The 16574-nt window shown below is 52.4% G+C and carries 15 protein-coding genes; all 15 read right to left on the reverse strand.

The features are described 5' to 3' along the window. On the reverse strand, window positions 1-254 hold a 254-nt coding region (locus AC2VNM_RS08760), incomplete at its 3' end, for a PfkB family carbohydrate kinase (RefSeq protein ID WP_486913163.1). Continuing rightward, window positions 251-1000 carry a bifunctional enoyl-CoA hydratase/phosphate acetyltransferase gene (locus AC2VNM_RS08765; RefSeq protein WP_486913164.1) on the reverse strand — a complete coding sequence of 250 codons (750 nt, stop codon included), beginning with the start codon at window positions 998-1000 and terminating at the stop codon, window positions 251-253. The genes AC2VNM_RS08760 and AC2VNM_RS08765, both read right to left, overlap by 4 nt. Beyond that, complete coding sequence (locus AC2VNM_RS08770) at window positions 1001-1171, reverse strand: hypothetical protein (protein WP_486913165.1); 171 nt, start codon at window positions 1169-1171, stop codon at window positions 1001-1003. Window positions 1172-1184: 13 nt separating this feature from the next. Next, window positions 1185-2393 (reverse strand): acetate/propionate family kinase, encoded by a 1209-nt coding sequence (locus AC2VNM_RS08775; protein ID WP_483166239.1) that lies wholly within the window; start codon window positions 2391-2393, stop codon window positions 1185-1187. Beyond that, window positions 2381-3619: a dihydrolipoamide acetyltransferase family protein gene (locus tag AC2VNM_RS08780; protein ID WP_483166240.1), complete on the reverse strand. Its 1239-nt coding sequence runs from the start codon at window positions 3617-3619 to the stop codon at window positions 2381-2383. Before AC2VNM_RS08780 ends, AC2VNM_RS08775 begins: the two co-directional genes overlap by 13 nt. Then, complete coding sequence (locus tag AC2VNM_RS08785; protein WP_483166241.1) at window positions 3616-4611, reverse strand: alpha-ketoacid dehydrogenase subunit beta; 996 nt, start codon at window positions 4609-4611, stop codon at window positions 3616-3618. The genes AC2VNM_RS08780 and AC2VNM_RS08785 overlap by 4 nt, the downstream gene beginning before the upstream one ends. Window positions 4612-4623: 12 nt before the next feature. Then, window positions 4624-5676 carry a thiamine pyrophosphate-dependent enzyme gene (locus tag AC2VNM_RS08790; RefSeq protein WP_483166242.1) on the reverse strand — a complete coding sequence of 351 codons (1053 nt, stop codon included), beginning with the start codon at window positions 5674-5676 and terminating at the stop codon, window positions 4624-4626. Continuing rightward, a complete protein-coding gene (locus AC2VNM_RS08795) occupies window positions 5669-6022 on the reverse strand; it encodes a carboxymuconolactone decarboxylase family protein (RefSeq protein WP_483166243.1) in 354 nt (117 codons plus the stop codon). The genes AC2VNM_RS08790 and AC2VNM_RS08795 overlap by 8 nt, the downstream gene beginning before the upstream one ends. Before the next feature lie 16 nt (window positions 6023-6038). Further along, on the reverse strand, window positions 6039-7577 hold the full coding sequence (gene gpmI, locus AC2VNM_RS08800) for a 2,3-bisphosphoglycerate-independent phosphoglycerate mutase (protein WP_483166244.1): 1539 nt from the start codon (window positions 7575-7577) through the stop codon (window positions 6039-6041). Further along, the gene (ppk2, locus tag AC2VNM_RS08805; RefSeq protein ID WP_483166273.1) at window positions 7574-8332 is read right to left on the reverse strand and encodes a polyphosphate kinase 2; all 759 of its coding nucleotides are present in this window, start codon (window positions 8330-8332) and stop codon (window positions 7574-7576) included. The genes gpmI and ppk2 overlap by 4 nt, the downstream gene beginning before the upstream one ends. A 2-nt stretch (window positions 8333-8334) precedes the next feature. Continuing rightward, window positions 8335-9555, reverse strand: a complete 1221-nt coding sequence (locus AC2VNM_RS08810) for a phosphoglycerate kinase (RefSeq protein ID WP_486913167.1) — start codon at window positions 9553-9555, stop codon at window positions 8335-8337. Between the two features lie 13 nt (window positions 9556-9568). Continuing rightward, complete coding sequence (gene gap / locus AC2VNM_RS08815; RefSeq protein WP_483166246.1) at window positions 9569-10588, reverse strand: type I glyceraldehyde-3-phosphate dehydrogenase; 1020 nt, start codon at window positions 10586-10588, stop codon at window positions 9569-9571. Between the two features lie 38 nt (window positions 10589-10626). Next, window positions 10627-12267 carry a glucose-6-phosphate isomerase gene (gene pgi / locus AC2VNM_RS08820; RefSeq protein ID WP_483166247.1) on the reverse strand — a complete coding sequence of 547 codons (1641 nt, stop codon included), beginning with the start codon at window positions 12265-12267 and terminating at the stop codon, window positions 10627-10629. Window positions 12268-12332: 65 nt separating this feature from the next. Continuing rightward, on the reverse strand, window positions 12333-13976 hold the full coding sequence (locus tag AC2VNM_RS08825; protein ID WP_483166248.1) for an alpha-D-glucose phosphate-specific phosphoglucomutase: 1644 nt from the start codon (window positions 13974-13976) through the stop codon (window positions 12333-12335). 15 nt (window positions 13977-13991) lie between these two features. Further along, window positions 13992-16574: a plasma-membrane proton-efflux P-type ATPase gene (locus tag AC2VNM_RS08830; protein ID WP_483166249.1), complete on the reverse strand. Its 2583-nt coding sequence runs from the start codon at window positions 16572-16574 to the stop codon at window positions 13992-13994.

The following is a 16574-nucleotide window of genomic DNA, read 5'->3' on the forward strand; positions in this document are numbered from 1 at the left end:
TCCAGTTGGTGCAAAAGCAGCTGCTGTAACAGTTCTCCAACATTTCCTGCAACAACGCAGCAGCTGTGGGCACAGACCAGCAATTTTTTGAGTACGCGTGCAACATTGATTCCATTTCCCCCGGGATCATAGCGGGTAGCGGTAGCCGATGTTTTTTGATCGGGAACCAGCTGGTCAACCTCATAGGAAATATCCACGCTGGGGTTCAGGGTCAATGCTGCAATGTCTTGACAATGTGGCGGTGACTGGATCATACGGCATTTCCTGTTGCGGCGTGCAGTAAAACGGCCAAGGCAGCAGAGACAAGGCGTGCGCGGGCAGGGTCCGCGCGAGAATTGAGAATAATGGGTACCTGTCCACCCAGAACGATGCCGGCAAGGCTGGCATTGGCCAGATATTCCAGATCCTTGGCAAGAATATTACCGGAAACCAAATCCGGAACGACCAGGATATCGGCATCTCCGGCAACCTCACTGTGAATCCCTTTGATTTTGGCAGCTTCCCTGGAAATCGCGTTGTCGAAGGCCAAGGGACCATCGACAATGACCTGTTCTAACTGGCCCCGGTCGGCCATCTTGGCGAGACACGCCGCATCAACGGTAGAGGGAATAGCAGGATTCACGACCTCCACGGCGGAAAGGACCGCCACCTTTGGATTTTGTACCCCAAGGGTCCTGCTGAGCTGTGCCGCGTTGCGCAGTATGGCCGCTTTGGTAGGTAAATCTGGAGCAATGTTGATGGCTGCGTCAGTAATGGAAAGAAGTTTGGGATAGTCTGGCAGTTCTGCAAGAAAAACATGGGAAAGGCGCTGTCGGGTACGTAGTTTGGCAAGAATTGGATGTAAAAAGGTGTCGCTGTGTAAATGCCCTTTCATCAGGGCCTGCGCTTTTTGTTGGACAACCAGCTCCACTCCGAGAGTAGCAGCTTCTTCATCGGAAGCAGCCGCGACAATCTCGGCTTCGGCACAGCCGGCATAGCTGCTCCCGAAGGTCGACAGCATCTACCGAATCCTGTCAGGATCTCCTACAAAAATGGGTCGAATCAGTCCCTGGATGTGGGCGTCACACGCACCTCGCAAGACATGTTCTTCCGCAGCATCGATGACTGCCATGGAAATCGGTGGCATGCCTTTTGCGGCATTGAGTAATTGATCAAAATGGCTATACGACATATCTTGCACCTTGCTATTGCACAGAATTTGTTCCCGAGGGTTCGCTCTGTAGCGCTAGCTGATAGCTATGGCGCGCAATCATGCGATCCTCATCGGTAGGTATCACCCACACTTCGACGGCACTGTTGGGTAGCGAGATTCGACGGCTTTGCGTAGCATTGGCCGCATTTGCATGGGGATCCAGACGAATACCAAAATGTTCTAGAGGTCGACAAATAGCCCAACGCACGGGCGCGGCATGTTCGCCAATCCCCCCAGTAAACACAATGCGATGGAGCCCGCCAAGCACTGCGATAAAAGCGCCTATATTCTTGCGCACCAGATAGGTGAAGAGTGCAATGGCCTCCTGCGCGTGCGGGTTGCGCCCTTGCTCCTGTAATAAGACGGCCATGTCAGCGCTCAAGGATGAGACGCCCAAGAGACCTGATTGATGGTTGAGCAGATGTTCCAGTTCTTTGCCTCCATATCCTTTCTCACTCATCAGATACAGGAGAACTCCGGGATCCAGGTCTCCAGAACGGGTTCCCATCATGAGGCCACCGGTTGGGGTCAGACCCATGGTAGTTTCTAGACACTTCCCTTGGCGAACGGCAGCAAGACTGGCCCCATTCCCCAGGTGCGCAACAATGGTAGGTGATTGTCCACGATCCGGCAGTTGCGTGAGAATGTATTCATAAGAGAGACCGTGAAAACCATATTTGCGTATGCCTTCGTGCCAAAGATGACGCGGCAAGGGGAAGCGAGCGGCATGTTCCGGGAGAGTCTGATGAAAGGCCGTATCAAAACAGGCGATTTGCGGTTTTTCTGGCCAAAGTTGTGAAACTGCCTCAATCCCAGTTAGCTCTGCCGGGAGATGTAAGGGGGCGAAGGCGAGAGCAAGACGCAGATCTTGGAGAACGGAGGCATCAATCCGGCAATGCTGCCGATGACGAGGCCCGCCGGACACGATGCGATGTCCGATGATGTCCGGGTGCGCCAGCGCCAAAGCGCCAAGCTCCTGCAAAAGTGTCTCCAGCGCTACTTTCGTTGTGGGTAATGCCTGCGTTCGGTCCTGGACCCGATGTCCTTGTTGATCGAGCCACCAACGCCCCACACTTTGACCAATGCGCTCTGCGGCGCCAGTCAGGAGTAGCGTTTCCTCATCTTCGGTACAGCGATATAGGGCAAATTTCAGAGAAGAGGATCCGCTATTGAGTGCAAGCACCTGTTTTATGATAGCCATGATGGATCCTGTAAGCGCTGGCCGAGACGCTGCAAAAAGCGAGCGGCGTCTGCCCCGAAGATGACCCGGTGGTCGCAACTCAGTGTCAAGACGGTCTTGCCGTTATCACTCGGAGCTGATACTGCCAGAATGGCAGATGCACCCACGGGTACGATGGCATCAAATTGTGTTATCTCGGGAAAAATTCCGAGGTTCGATACATAGAAACTCGCACCCTGATAATCTTCGGGAACAAGCCGTCCGGTTTTTACCTTATCCAGGAGAATCCGCCAGTCTTCGGCCAATTCCGCGATGGGTCTTTCTGCGGCATCGCGCAAGACGGGAGTAATCAGGCCAGCTCCTGTGTCGACTGCAATGCCGATATCCACGCGGCTGCGAACGGCTAATCCTTTGGCTGTCCACACAGTATTGAAATAAGGGTCTTCTGCAACCGTTAAAGCGCAAGCACGAGCGAGGGCAAGGGTAAAGCTGCGTTTTTGCGCCTTACTGCGCGCCTGAAGCGGTTGTAAAGCAAAATCTGCGCTGATTTGAAAGGAGGGAATGCTTAGCGACGCCACCATGTTTCGTGCAACTGCGGCACGTAAGCTACTGGGCTTGCGGATTAGGAAAGGAGGTCCCAGCCGAAGATCGGCATCTTGCGGCTGTGCTGCCGCTGCAATCACCTGGCTGGCATGGATCTTCCCGTCGGGTCCAGCTGGCACATGTGAGATGTCGATTCCCAGATCTGCGGCCAAAGCCCGGGCATAGGGCGAACTACCAGAAAGATCGGCGCCTTCGCTGGGTGCGGAAACAGCGGATGGCGTGACTTCACTGGTTGGCACTACACTCGCCGCTGGTGGAGCTGGAGAGGCAGCGCCGGAGTGATCTTTACTCTCCTTTGCCAACGGCGAAGCGTTGGAGCCAGCGCCGTTGGTGGACGGGGGCTGGGAGATCTCTGTAGTTTCTTTTCCATCGTCCGCTGCGGAGGGCTGCGCCTTTGTCAGCGCCGGGCTGTCAACCAGATAGCCAATCGTTTGCCGTACCGGAATATCTTGGTCCACTGGTGCCAGAGGGCCAGCGAGATAGCCGTCGGCAAAGGCCTCTACGTCCATTACCGCTTTGTCGGTTTCTACCTCCGCCAAGGCGTCCCCCTTATGCACAGGGTCACCTACAGATTTGTTCCACCGGGTCAATCGACCGGTTTGCATGGTGTCCGACAACACGGGCATAAGAATTGGTTCTTTCATTGAGAGACTCCTTGGTTTAGGCCCATCAGCTTTCGGGCAGCTTGAACGACGTTTTCCTTGGCAGGTATCGTTGCGGCCTCCAGAGCTCCATTGAACGGGGTCGGGAGATCAAGAGCAGCGACTCTCTGAATAGGTGCATCGAGCTGATAAAAGCAGAATTCCTGAAGGGTGGCGCAGAATTCTGCCCCAGTCCCAGCGAAACGACAGTCCTCTTCGACGATCAAGCAGTGATGCGTGCGGGATACGGATTGTACGCAACTTTCCCAATCGATGGGGGAGAGACTCCGAAGATCAATAACTTCCATCTCAATCCCCTCGCTGGCCAACTCGGCTGCTGCTTCCTGTGCCACAGTGCTCATACGAGAGTAGGTAATACAGGTAAGATCCCGTCCCGCTCGGCGTATTTGGGCCTGGTGCAGGGGTGGGGCGATAGCCGTTTCGTCAACGGCACCCTTTTGAAAATAGAGCAGCTCGTGTTCCAAGACGAGAATGGGGTCGTCGCTGCGGATGGCTTGGCGCAACTGCCAATAGGCATCCTGCGGAGTAGAGGGTACGACGATACGCAGTCCCGGGATATTCATGAACATCACTTCTAGCCGTTGGGAATGTTGTGCCCCTAATTGTCGTGCAATTCCCCCTGGCATACGGATGGTGAGCGGCATGGGGAATTGCCCGCCAGACATAAATGGAATTTTTGCCGCCATATTGACGATGGCATCCATAGCCAATAGCGCAAAATTGATGGTCATGATTTCTACTACGGGACGCAGGCCAAGCATGGCTGCGCCAACGCCAAGCCCGGTAAAAGTGTTTTCTGAAATGGGAGTATCCCGTACCCGCCATTCTCCATACTTGGCGAGCAGACCCTCGGTGACGCGATAGGTGCCACCATAAAGCGCCACATCTTCGCCGAGAGTGAAAACCGAATCATCCTCCGCCAGTTCGATGTCCATGGCGCGATTTAGCGCTTGCCAATAGAGTAAGTCAGTCATTGTGATGATCCTCTATAGTAATGTTTCAAATCGGCGGTTTTGCGTGAACGCTGCTTGGGCATCTTCCATCGTGGGTTGTGGACTCTGTATGGCGAACTGCACGGCGTCGTCTATTTCGGATTGCACCTCGCTTTGCAGCCGCTGTAACGCTGCGTCATCAATATGCCCATCTTGGCAACAACGATCAAAAAACTGCCGTATGCAGTCGGGGCCGGCTGCCGCCAACTCTGATTGCGAAGGATATTTGAGGCTCACCTCATGGATTGCGGCAGCGATGGGATCGGCTGCCTCATAGGCTTTTACTTCTGCTTCGGGTCGATAGCTCCCGGGATCTGACATGGAGTGGCCACGGTAGCGATAGGTGGTTAACTCCAAGAACTGTGGACCATCTCCGCTCCGCACGCGATGCAAGGCTCTTTGGGCCGCGGCATAAACCGCCAATACATCCATTCCGTCTTCCTGCTCGGCGGGAATTCCATAAGCACAAGCCCGCCGATAAACATCAACGATGGCGGAATGACGGTGAATCTCTGTGCCGATTTGGTAGTGATTATTTTCACAAATGAACAGGATTGGGAGCTTCCAGAGTGCGGCCATGTTCAAGGTCTCATGGAACGTCCCTTGATTGACGGCCCCATCGCCAAAGAAGCAAATTACGGCTTCGGGAAGCTTACGATACCCTACAGCGTAACCTGCTCCCAAGGCAATGGGAAAGGTTTCGCCGACAATGGCATAGCCACCTAAAAAGCGCCTTTCTCGATCGAAGAGGTGCATAGAGCCCCCCATACCAGAACTAACCCCCGTTTTCTTGCCATGGAGTTCGGCCATGATGGAACGGGCGGAAATTCCGCGCACCAGGGCATGAACATGTTCCCGGTAGGTGGATACGACATAGTCTCCGGGCTCTGCCGCGTGCAAAGCGCCCACGGCAACTGCTTCTTCGCCTGGATACAGATGAAGGAAGCCGGCAATCTGCCCTTGGGCGTAACTTTGCGCGGCGGCCTCTTCAAAGGCGCGAGCACGCAGCATATCCCGCAACATCGCTTGCATCAGATTGCTATCCATGACGAGGATTCTCCACAAAAAGTTCGTCCAGGGTCTGGGTGACCGGCAGCAAGTACATCAATGCTGGGCCGCCGTGCATCAATACCGCCTGGAACGCGGCGCTCATGATTTCATCACGACTGGCGCCAGCCTCCATCGCTCCTTTGCAGTGTAAGGCGATACACCACTGGCATTGTCCCGCCACGGAAAGCGCTACATTGATGAGCTCCTTTTGCGCCGCACTGAGCGCAGGATTACCTTCCGTTTTCTGCATGAAACCCAAAAACGCATCGGTTTCTGCGGGATAGCTTTCCTTAAGGCGAGCTAGTAAGCCGTGAATCTCTTGTAGCCGAGTGTTTGCAGTCATAATAAATCCTCCTGACTTATTTCGTTGGCATTGGATGATCGGGCGCAAGCACAATGGATTGCCCCGTCATCTCTGCAGGTTGCCCCAAGCCGAGAAGTTGTAAGACGGTTGGCGCGACGTCGGAAATACCCCGTCCGATCCCCAACTGCACTTGCTTATGGGAAATCATCAAAAAGGGCACAGGATAAACCGTGTGCTGGGTATGCGGTGCACCACTTTGCGGATCGACCATTTCATCACAATTACCATGGTCGGCAGTGAGTAGCACCGTGTACCCCGCATTGCGCGCTACCTGGACGACCCGGTGAAACTGTAAATCGAGCGTTTCTACCGCACGGAGAATAGCAGGAATTTTGGCAGTATGGCCAACCATGTCACCATTGGCAAAATTGACCAGAATAAAGTCATAATTGGAACTTTCAATGGCTTGAATGATTCGCTCCGCCACTGCTTCCGCACTCATTTCTGGTTGTAAATCGTAGGTCGCTACCTTGGGAGAGGGGATGATTTCCCGATCCTCTCCTGGAAAAGGATCTTCTCTCCCGCCATTGAAAAAATAGGTGACATGGGCATATTTTTCCGTTTCTGCACAGTGAAACTGACGCAGTCCGGCGTCACTAATGGTTTCCGCGAGAACATGCCTGGGAATTTCGGGGGGAAAGAGCACCGGGAAGGGATACTCGTCGTTGTAGGACGTCATGCAGAGAACTGCACGAGGGCCCTCCTGTCCGCGATCGAAACCGTGAAACGCAGGCATTCCAACCGCAGCAGCAAGTTGCCGCATGCGGTCGGAACGGAAATTAAAGAAGAACACGGCATCCTCTTTTTGGATGCGGTATTGCTGTGGATCGCCAATGATCGTCGGCTGAATGAACTCGTCGGTTTCCCCTCGTTTCCAAGCGGCATGAATCGCCGAAATGCTGTCTGGAGCGGAGAGCGCCTTCCCTTCTATCAAGGCTTGCCACGCCTGTTGCGTGCGTTCCCAATATTGCGCCCGGTCCATGGCAGTGTACCGTCCACAAATGGTGGCGATGCGACCCTTGCCGAGCTTTTGGAGTTGATCTTCGAGCGTTTTGGCGAAGCCGTCTGCTGAACGGGGGGGCGTATCCCGGCCATCGGTGATCATGTGAACAATAGGCTCAATACCGGCGTTCACGAGGAGTGGGAGAATACCCAGCAGATGGTCGATATGCGAGTGCACACCGCCATCAGATACCATGCCGACCAGATGCAAGCGTGTACGTCCTTGCAGGAATTTTGTCCATGCCGGAATCTTGCTGAAATTACCACTCTCGAGGCTTTCACTGATGCGCTGTAAATCTTGCAGAAGAATGCGGCCAGAACCGAGGGTCAGGTGGCCAACTTCGGAGTTTCCGAACTGTCCATCGGGAAGGCCGCAAGCGCGCCCGGAAGCTTGCAAAGCCGTATGCGGAAAACTGGCAAAATAATGGTCAAGATGCGGCGTTTTGGCCTGCGCCCAACCATTGAAGACTCGATTAGGATTTAGGCCAAAACCGTCAAAAATCACGAGGAGTACAGGTGAGATTGTTTTCATGGTGCAATCATCCCGTTCTTGAGGTAGGAAGGGTCATAGGAAAAAAATACCTTTGGGTCGGGAGCGACTAGATCCGCGTCTTTGTGTGCATACGAAAGATGGCTCAGAATCCCGCGGATTACATTGAGGCGAGCAGTTTTCTTATCATTACTGTGCACAACGTACCAAGGAGCAAATTCTGTGTGAGAGCGCTCAAACATGACATTTCTAGCCCTTGAGTAATCTTCCCAATGTTGTATGGCGAGTTTGTCAACGGGGCTCACCTTCCACTGCTTGAGCGGATCTGTTTTCCTTGCCTCCATCCTTTTCGTTTGCTCATCTTGGGATATGTCCAGGTAGATTTTCATAACCTGAATCCCAGATCTGGAGAGCATGCTTTCGAACTCATTGACTTCAAGAAAAAATTCTTCATACTCATCTTGGGTACAAAATCCCATCACGATTTCCACCCCGGCGCGGTTATACCAGCTACGGTTAAAGAGAACGAATTCGCCAGCTGCCGGAAGATGGGAGACATAACGTTGAAAATACCATTCACTTTTTTCGCGGTCCGACGGGACACCGAGGGCAACAACGCGGGTTTCCCGTGGGCTGAGATGAGCAGTAATCCTTTTGATCGTGCCGTCTTTTCCCGAGGAGTCTCTACCCTCGAAAAGGATCAGGATCTTATTACCATGCTTGATCAGATGCTTTTGGTATTTCACCAGCTCGATCTGCAGCTTCCTGAGTAAGTGTTTGTAGGTTTTAGAGTCCATTGTCACGACAGACCCCCTGTCATATTTTCCCCCTTTTGTTGTAATATCTGTATCCCCGGCAGCTCTTTTCCTTCTAAATAAGTAAGAAAGGCGCCGCCACCGGTGCTGATATAGGAGATTTTGTGAGCGAGTCCGCTACGATTGAGTGCTGCTACGGTATCTCCTCCACCAAGCAGTGAATAGGCTTCACTTTGTGTAACAGTTTGTATGAGAGAGTTCGTGCCTGTGGCAAAGGCAGGAACTTCAGCTACGCCAAAAGGACCATTCCAGACGATCGTATTCGCCGAACGAAGAATGTTTTGATAGGAGGCTATAGTGAGTGGCCCAATATCACCGATGCGGTCTTTTGGACCGATTTGCGAAATCGAACTGACCCGCGAAGAAACCTGCCCCCGCAACTCCTCTGCGATCACAACATCTACGGGCAACGGAATCGGTCGATGTAAGTTTTCGGCAAATTGCAGGAGCTCTTTTGCCTGTGGCAAAAAGTCTGGTTCGGCCAGGGACTCGCCGATTTGGATGCCTCGCGCAAGAAGGAGGGTGTTGGCGATGCCTCCACCCACTAAAACGTGATCCGAAAATTCCACGAGATGACGCAACAACTGCAATTTGGTATGGATCTTGGCGCCACCGATCAAGGTGACGAGCGGACGCTTGGGATCCTTGATAGCCTTGTCCAGAGCAGCAATCTCCCTACACAGGAGTGGTCCGGCACAAGCGATGGGGGCAAATTGTGCAACACCATGGGTGCTGGCCTGCGCTCGGTGTGCCGTGGCAAAAGCGTCCATGACGAAAATATCACAGAGCGATGCCATTTGCCTGGCTAATGTCGGATCATCCGCTTTTTCGCCAACGTTAAAGCGTACATTTTCCAGCAGATAGATCTCGCCATCGCCTTGGCTTGTCAAGACGTTGTGGTTCTCCTGACCAGGAAGCCAGTCGCGTACCAGGGGAACGGGCTTATCCAAAAGTTGCGCAAGCCGCGTAGCTACTACCTGTAAACTGAATCCAGGATCGAAGGTGCCCTCCTGTGGCCGCCCCAAGTGGGACAGGACCTGGACTTTGGCGCCGTGCTGCAGGGCCATCTGCAGGGTCTCTACACTGGCCCGTATCCGGGTATCATCTGCAATGCTGCCGTTAGCATTCAGCGGTACGTTTAGATCTTCACGAATTAACACCCTTTTCCCCTGGAGGGGAAGTTCTGCCATAGTAATCCAGGTCATGTCTGATCCTCCGTTATGGCCTTGCCAATCCCATCATGGCGAGACTGGTATCCACCATTCGGTTCGAAAATCCCCATTCGTTATCATACCATCCGCAAACCTTGACAAGATTTCCTTTCACTTTGGTTAGCGATTGTTCATAGGTGCAAGAATGAGGATCGTGATTAAAATCGATAGAAACCAGCGGATTGCTATTCACCGCCATGACCCCTTTGAGCGGGCCCTCGGCTTGCGCCTTCATGACTTGGTGGATGTCGTCTTCTGTAACCGTTTTGGAGACGACGCATGTCAAATCAACGATGGAGACATTATGGACCGGAACCCGAATGGCGAAGCCGTCCAGTTTGCCATTCAACTCGGGAATCACGAGCCCAATAGCCTTTGCCGATCCTGTCGTGGTCGGGATCATGCTCATACCGGCAGCACGAGCCCGATGCAGGTCTTTATGATAGACGTCGGTAATCCGTTGATCGTTGGTCATCGCGTGGACGGTATTCATGGTGCCATGTTCTATATTGGCAAAGTCGTGAAGCGTCTTTGCCAGGGGTGCGAGACAATTCGTTGTGCACGATCCATTGGAGACAATCACGTGTTTGTCGGGATCGAGCAGGTGATGATTGACGCCATAGACGACGGTGAGATCCACCGGGTCTTTGGCCGGAGCAGAGATCAGGACTTTCTTGGCCCCGCCCTGCAGGTGTAGTGCAGCCTTCTCACGAGTGGTAAATAGCCCGGTCGATTCGATGACTAGGTCTACGCCGAGCGTTCCCCAGGGGAGCTTGCTGGGATCTCGTTCAGCCAGTACCTGGATACTGTCTTTGTCAATCCAGATTTTGTCTCCATCCGCATGTACCGCAAAAGGAAAACGTCCGTGCACAGAATCGTATTGCAGTAAATGCGCATTAGTTTCTGGACTCCCCAGATCGTTTACAGCCACAACCTGTATTTGATCGGTGCGCTGGCTTTCATAGATGGCCCGCATAATCATCCGTCCGATACGACCAAAACCATTAATTCCAACACGTAATGTCATGATGATCTCCTATCTTCAAGGTAGAAACGTGATTCGCCTTACTTTCGATGTTGCAGATACAACTCCATGTCCGCTACGGTTGCACTATCGTGCGCCTGCCGATCGATAGACCGTGTGCTTAGTTCCGTTAAACTGCGATGTGCCAACTGCTTCCCTAGCTCTACCCCCCATTGGTCAAAACTATTAATTCCCCAAATAATTCCCTGAACAAATACACTATGTTCATAGAGCGCAATCAATGCACCCAGATATTCCGGTGATAGAGCCGGTGCAAGCAGGATATTGGCCGGTCGGTTACCCGGACAGACGCGATGCGGAATCTGTTCAGCAGGCACTCCCTCTGCGGCAAGCGCATCCGCGTCCTTGCCAAATGCGAGTGCTTCGCACTGGGCAAAGAGACTTGCCATGAGATAATCATGAGATTGTGGATCAGCATCCAGAGGATCCAGAAATCCGATAAAATCCGACGCAACCGACCGGGTTCCCTGATGCAGCAATTGAAAAAAGGAGTGTTGGCCACAGGTTCCTGGCTCACCCCAAAGAATGGGACAAGTATCTGTACTCACAGGGTGCCCGTTCTGGTCAACTCTTTTTCCATTGCTTTCCATGAACAACTGTTGAAGATAAGCAGGAAAGCGACGGAGATCGTGAGCATAAGGCAAGACCGCCAGCGTTTCATTGCCGAGAAAATTATTATTCCATACCGCAATCAGGCCATGTAGCAGCGGAAGGTTCTCGCTAAGGGACGCGGTACGAAAGTTTTCATCCATACGGTGGAATCCGTGGAGAAAATCGCGAAAATGCTGACTGCCAATCGCTGCCATCACTGACAAGCCGATCGCCGAAGAAACCGAGTAGCGCCCTCCGACCCAGTCCCAAAAGGCAAAGATACGATCTGGAACAAATTCATGCTGGAGCGCTTCGTTGAGATTTGCGGTAACTGCCACAAAATGTGTGGAGACGTCTTCCACGCCAAGAGAGGAACGCAACCAGGATTGCGCCTTTTTGAAGTTTTCTATGGTCTCCCCAGTGGTGAAGGTTTTGGAAGATACGATAAACAGAGTTTCTGTAGGGTCCAGGCCATCGGTCGCATCGGCGAAGGCGGCGCTATCGATGTTAGCGAGAAATCGGACCCGTATCTGCGGATTTCTATAACGACGCATGGCCTGGTACAGCAACTCCGGACCGAGGTAGGAGCCTCCGATGCCAATATTAACAACATTTCGTAATGGAGAGCCGGTAGATCCACAGATCGCTCCTCGCCAGAGAGCTTCGACAAAATCTCCCATGTGCTGCAGAACCGCCTGGACATCGGCAACGATATTTTTACCATCGACGAACAGAGAATCTCCCTGCGGCATGCGTAACGCGGTATGCAAAGCGGGCCGATTCTCACTTCGATTGATAGGAGCCCCGGAGAAGAGAGCGTCTCTCTGTTGAGAAATGAAGCATTCTTGCGCCAGTTCTTCCAGGAGACGCAGCGTATGCTGGGTAAGGTGTTGTCGTGAATAATCAAAGACAATGCTTGCTCCTTCTGCGCGAAACTGACTGCCGCGCTGTGCATCCCGAAACAAGGTGCTGAAAGTCACTTGGGACATCGCTTGTGCATGAGCCTGCAACTCTTTCCAGATGGCTGTCTGGGAAACTGGCGTCGGCTCATTACTGTTGACATCTGACATACGCGGCTCCTCTTGAAAACAACAAGGCGTGTAAACAACAATATCTCCACACGTTACAAATCGCGTTAGGTGATGACATTTGGCCGTGACCTCCCACTGCGGGGTAGTATTCCAGTTAAGGCATAGGCATACTGAATGAATGGTTGTAAATATTGTTGTACATCTTCATTCAGTTTATTCTTCTGATGTTCCACACGCTCAAAGTAAAAACGCAACGTGGCTCCCTCGGTACCTGTTCCAGAAATGCGAATGACGATCCGCGAGTGATCGGAAAAAACAATGCGAATTCCCTGATGACTTATGATGGATCCATCTATGGGATCGTTATAGGAAAAGTCATCTGCAGCAACGATACGGTTGTTAGCGATCTGCTGACCAACAAGTTTGGATACATCCTCGCGCAGGTCTGCGAGTATTGCCGACCCGGTCATGCTATCCAGGTTTTCAAAGTCATGTCGAGTAAAATAATGGCGCCCATACTGATGCCACATATCCTGCACCAAGTCTTTTACACTTTTGCCGGTGTCGGCGATGATGGACAGCCAGAACAACACGGCCCACAAGCCGTCCTTTTCGCGAATGTGAGTGGATCCAGCTCCAAAACTCTCTTCACCGCAGAAGGTTACTTTGCCGGCGTCCATCAAGTCACCAAAAAACTTCCATCCCGTTGGTGTCTCGAATAGCGGAATATGGGTGTCCCTGGCGATGTCATCTACTGCCTGGCTTGTGGGCATGGACCGCGCAACTCCTTGAACTTCATTTCTGTAGTGCGGAATTCGGTTGGCGTGCAGTAATAGGATCGCCAATGAATCACAAGGGCTAACAAAGAAATGCGATCCCAGGATCATATGACGATCGCCATCACCATCAGAGGCTGCGCCGAAGGCCGGCGCTCCTGCAGCGAACATGGAGTCGACCAAAGATTTTCCATAGACGAGATTTGGATCTGGATGTCCTCCACCAAAATTTGGGAGAGGCTGGAAATTGACTACTGAGCCCGAAGGCGCACCTAGACAATCTTCAAAAAGCGCTTTCGCATACGGTCCGGTTACAGCGTGCAGACCATCGTAGCGAATGGAAAATTCTGGTCTTTTGAACAAGAGAGAAATCTTGTCAAAGTCGAAGATCGTTTCCATGAGTTGAATGTAATCGGAGGTCGAGCTGCAAACCTCTACCGCCATCTCCCCAAGGGAAAAGATCCCGGTTTTGGACAGGTCGATATCCATAGCTTCCGTATCTGCTAGTATTTCGTAGCCCGATAGCTGCTTGCTAACCGACCAGATCTGCTCTGTTATTGGCTCCGGCGCTGGCCCACCATTACTTACATTAAATTTAACCCCAAAATCATGTTCGGGACCGCCAGGATTATGAGAAGCCGTCAGGATGATGCCACCCAAGGCCTTTCGTTTTCTGATCAAGTGAGATATAGCTGGCGTTGATAGGATACCATTTTGCCCGACTATGACGCGATCGAAGCAATGGGCAGAGGCCATGCGCAGGATAATCTGGATGGCGTGGTCGTTGAAATAGCGACCATCACCACCAAGTATTAAGATGCCACCTTGTCGATTGGGAATGGTTTGAAATATGGCCTCGATAAATAACTCCAGATAGGCCGGCTGCTGAAATATGGTTACCTTTTTGCGGAGACCAGAAGTGCCAGGCCGTTGGTCCGGGTAAGGGGCGGCGGATATTCTCACTGTCTTCATCTCTACGTCCTCTCGTTATTGTTGCCGATCAGTATGTGTAGCTTTGTGAAAGGCCTGGCGAATCACCCGATGCGTGGCAAGATCGGCTTTCTCTATTTCAGCAAATGCCGGACGAAGATCCCGGTTAATGGCCATCAGGAAACGAGACTGATGTGCGGCGTTGCTGTCGGCGAGGCGATGAATGCCGAGCTTGCAAAAATCGGCAACAATCATCCAGATAAGGTTATAGGCCCATACAAGACCAACCGCGATCCAGGGGATGGCAGGCATCAGCCAGCCGAATCCCGCCATGCAGACGCCGACTACCTGCGTGCCGAGAATCGCAAACAGCAAAGGGCGGGCAGGATACGGAGACCGCCAAAACGGCCCACGTACGCGCGTGAGAAACAGCATAAGATGGCCACCTGCGATGAGTTGTAAGAACATGATTGTGCGGACTTCGTCCATCGGGAGACCCGAGAAGTAACGCGCGATCAGGTAAAGACCAAAGGTTCCAGCAAATGCGAGTAGGCCCATGGCAGAACTCAGCGCGATAACACGGCCCATTTCCCAGTGGACAGGTGATTTTTGTATCGCAGTATTATCCCACGCGATGGTCATGATGGGGATGTCATCGAGAAGGGATAATAGAACGACCATTATGGCTGTTAGCGGATAGGAGTTGAAAATTAACATCGCCACTACGACAAAGAAAAGAATATCGAGCGTCATGGCGATCCGGTACACCGTATAACTTGTCATTCGCTCGAAGATTCGGCGAGCTTCCTCAACTGCCTTGACGATGACATTCAGCCCTGGCGCTGTCAGGATCAGGGCCGCGGCGCCTCGGGCAGCATCGGTGGCACCCGAAACTGCAATCCCCACATCCGCTTGTTTGAGTGCCGGCGCGTCATTCACTCCGTCGCCTGTCATGGCGACAATGTGCCCGCGCTGCTGCAATGCCTTTACGATGGCATACTTATGCTCAGGAAATACCTGCGCAAAGCCGTCTGCGTGCTCTATCTCGTCTCCTAGATTTTGCGGGAGCGCACCGCCCTCGGCATACTTGGAAAGCCGGTCATCGACGGTAAGGATATGGGTGCCCAAATGCAGTTGCCCGGCAATCTCACTGGCGATGGCCTGATGGTCTCCGGTAACCATCTTTACTTCTATTCCATGGTTTTGAGCGTCCATAATGGTCGCTTTGGAATCCTCTCGGGGGGGATCAAAGAGAGACAGGATTCCCAAAAATGTCCATGCGTCACCATTGGCAGACGAGCGAGCCACGCCCAATGTACGGAAACCTTTTGCCGCGAAATCAGTGACGGCCTTTTCTGCCTTCTCCTGTTCTTCCCCTGCGAGATTTGCCAGCCCCATGATGATTTGTGGAGCACCCTTGGTAACGCGAAATGCTTGTCCGTGTGAATCGTGAATGGCAGCTTCTGTCCGTTTGGAGACAGGATCGAATGGGGTGAACTTGTCTTGCTGAAAGGTGGTCAGAAGGCTGTCACGGTTCTTTAACCCATTGAGTACGGCGGTATCAATAGCGTCACTGTCTTCAGCTTTAGAGGCTAAGGCCGCTGCGAGAATGACTTCTTGCTCATCTTTTGCCTGAAAGAGAACCGTTTGTCCGAGAGTGATTTTGTTTTGCGTAAGAGTGCCGGTCTTGTCTGAACAGAGGATATCGACGCCAGCCATTTCTTCAATGGAGGTCAATCGTGAGACAATGGCCTTCATCCGGGACAGCGCAAGAGCACCCAAAGCCATGGTTACAGAGAGTACCGCAGGCATGGCTACCGGGATGGAAGCCACGACTACGACCAAGACAAAGGCGATGAGCGTAAGAAAAGGCAGTCCCCGCGATAGTTCGACGATGATCAGCAAAAGCGAGAGGAATATTGCAAGTGCGATCAAGAAGTTACCGATTTGTAAGACGGCACGTTGAAAATGTGAGACGGGAGCGGCGTGCGCGACCAGGTTTGCAGTTTTCCCAAAGAAGGTTCGTGAGCCAGTAGCATAAATGACTCCGACCATCTCGCCCTGTTTCGCAATCGTTCCTGAGTAAGCAACGTCACCTACCTTTTTGTTGACCGGCAGCGATTCTCCCGTCAGGGCCGACTGGTCGACAGAAAGATAGTCTCCCGAAATGAGCTTGATGTCCGCTGGGAGAACATCACCGAGGCGAAGGCGTACTACGTCTCCGGGTACGAGGTCTGCGGCATCGATTTCCTGCCATTTGCCATCACGTAAGACCCGGGCTTTTAGTGCCAATTGTTGTTTTAGTGCCCGCAATGCATCATTGGCGCCTTTCTCTTCCCAGAATCCGATGCCACCATTGATGAGAAGCATGGCAAAGATAACGCCGAAACTTTTCCAGTCGCCATTGATTGCGGAGAGCGCTGCAGCCACTTCGATCATCCAGGGGATGGGTCCCCAGAAATAGGTAAAAAGCCTTTTCCAAAGAGGAGTTTCATGTTCTTCCAACAGGTTTGATCCAAATGAGTTGAGACGCTCTTTGGCTGTGCTGCTGGTTAACCCCTTTTCACTGCTATCTAATAGCTTATATGAATCGTCAACGGAAAGTTTGGCAAATTGATCGGTGTTTGTTTGCGTATCCAT

It is taken from the genome of Acidithiobacillus sp. TH-A67, from assembly GCF_057473545.1.

Coding starts and splice junctions, on each gene's coding strand:
- AC2VNM_RS08765 (WP_486913164.1), bottom strand. CDS start 1,000: ATGCTGTCGACCTTCGGGAGCAGCTATGCCGGCTGTGCCGAAGCCGAG.
- AC2VNM_RS08770 (WP_486913165.1), bottom strand. CDS start 1,171: ATGTCGTATAGCCATTTTGATCAATTACTCAATGCCGCAAAAGGCATG.
- AC2VNM_RS08775 (WP_483166239.1), bottom strand. CDS start 2,393: ATGGCTATCATAAAACAGGTGCTTGCACTCAATAGCGGATCCTCTTCT.
- AC2VNM_RS08780 (WP_483166240.1), bottom strand. CDS start 3,619: ATGAAAGAACCAATTCTTATGCCCGTGTTGTCGGACACCATGCAAACC.
- AC2VNM_RS08785 (WP_483166241.1), bottom strand. CDS start 4,611: ATGACTGACTTACTCTATTGGCAAGCGCTAAATCGCGCCATGGACATC.
- AC2VNM_RS08790 (WP_483166242.1), bottom strand. CDS start 5,676: ATGGATAGCAATCTGATGCAAGCGATGTTGCGGGATATGCTGCGTGCT.
- AC2VNM_RS08795 (WP_483166243.1), bottom strand. CDS start 6,022: ATGACTGCAAACACTCGGCTACAAGAGATTCACGGCTTACTAGCTCGC.
- gpmI (WP_483166244.1), bottom strand. CDS start 7,577: ATGAAAACAATCTCACCTGTACTCCTCGTGATTTTTGACGGTTTTGGC.
- ppk2 (WP_483166273.1), bottom strand. CDS start 8,332: ATGGACTCTAAAACCTACAAACACTTACTCAGGAAGCTGCAGATCGAG.
- AC2VNM_RS08810 (WP_486913167.1), bottom strand. CDS start 9,555: ATGACCTGGATTACTATGGCAGAACTTCCCCTCCAGGGGAAAAGGGTG.
- gap (WP_483166246.1), bottom strand. CDS start 10,588: ATGACATTACGTGTTGGAATTAATGGTTTTGGTCGTATCGGACGGATG.
- pgi (WP_483166247.1), bottom strand. CDS start 12,267: ATGTCAGATGTCAACAGTAATGAGCCGACGCCAGTTTCCCAGACAGCC.
- AC2VNM_RS08825 (WP_483166248.1), bottom strand. CDS start 13,976: ATGAAGACAGTGAGAATATCCGCCGCCCCTTACCCGGACCAACGGCCT.
- AC2VNM_RS08830 (WP_483166249.1), bottom strand. CDS start 16,574: ATGGATACGCAAACAAACACCGATCAATTTGCCAAACTTTCCGTTGAC.